The 1,281-nt window shown below is 68.9% G+C and carries 1 protein-coding gene; it reads left to right on the plus strand.

Annotation, left to right across the window (positions count from 1 at the left end):
- Positions 1–24: 24 nt before the first annotated feature.
- Positions 25–1,281 (plus strand): polyketide synthase dehydratase domain-containing protein (locus ACFC09_RS46070; protein ID WP_376539206.1); only part of this gene is annotated, 1,257 nt, incomplete at its 3' end.

The following is a 1,281-nucleotide window of genomic DNA, read 5'->3' on the forward strand; positions in this document are numbered from 1 at the left end:
GGTGAGTGGGTTGAGGATGGTCGGATGGGGGGTGGGTATTGGTATCGGAATCTGCGGCAGCCGGTGCGGTTCGGGTCTGCGGTGCAGGCGTTGGTTGCGGACGGGTTCCGGGTGTTTGTGGAGTCGAGTGCGCATGGGGTGTTGACGGGTGCGGTGTCGGATGTGGTGTCGGATGTGGTGGGGGATGTGCCGTCGGTGGTGACGGGGTCGTTGCGGCGTGGTGACGGGGGTATGCGTCGGTTTTTGTCGTCGGCGGCGAATCTGTGGGTGCGTGGGGTGGATGTGGATTGGTCGGGGGTGTTGCCGGGGGTTGGTGGGTCTGTGCCGAGTCTGCCGACGTATGCGTTTCAGCGTCAGCGGTATTGGTTGGGGGTGGGTCGGCGGGTTGCTGATGTGGGTGGTGCTGGTCTGGGTGTGGTGGGGCATCCGTTGTTGGGTGCGGTGGTGGAGTTGCCGGATGCGGACGGGTCGGTGTTCACCGGTCGGGTCTCGTTGAAGAGTCATCCGTGGCTGGACGATCACCGGGTCAGTGGCAGTCCCCTCGTCCCCGGCACCGCACTCCTCGAACTCGTCGTCCGGGCCGGCGAAGAGGTCGGCTACCCGGTCGTCGGAGAGCTGGTGATCGAGTCTCCGCTGCTGCTGCCGGAGCAGGCGGAGCTACAGATCCAGGTCACGGTGGGCGCGCCGGACGAGACCGGACGACGCCCGGTGAGCGTGTACTCCCGCCGGGCCGACAGCGCGGACGGCACGTCCTGGAGCCGGCACGTCAGCGGGCTGCTCGCGACCGCGTCGGAGAGGGCGACCGCCGACTTCGCGGCGGGTCAGTGGCCGCCCGTGGGTGCGGAGCCCGTCGAGTTGTCCGGCTTCTACGAGGAGTTGGCGGGACGCGGTTACGAGTACGGGCCGGCGTTCCAGGGGCTGAAGGCGGTGTGGAAGCGGGGCGACGAGGTCTTCGCCGAGGTCGCGCTCCCGGAGGACCTGCGCTCCGAGGCCACCGAGTACGTGCTCCATCCTGCCCTCCTCGACGCCGCCCTCCAGGCCACGAACCTGGGAGCCGCGCCACAGGCCGAGGACGGCCAGGTGCTGCTGCCGTTCGCCTGGAACGACGTCACCGTGCACGCGGCGGGAGCCGGTGAACTGCGCATCCGCGCCACGGCCTCCGCACCGGACGCCGTCTCCCTCTCGATCGCTGATGGGGTGGGGGTTGTGGTGGCGGAGGTGGGGTCGTTGGTGTTGCGGCCGATTGGTGTGGGTGAGTTGTCGTCGGTGGGTGTGGGGGTG

Origin of the sequence: Streptomyces sp. NPDC056161, assembly GCF_042268025.1 — a bacterium.
Classification (GTDB): domain Bacteria; phylum Actinomycetota; class Actinomycetes; order Streptomycetales; family Streptomycetaceae; genus Streptomyces.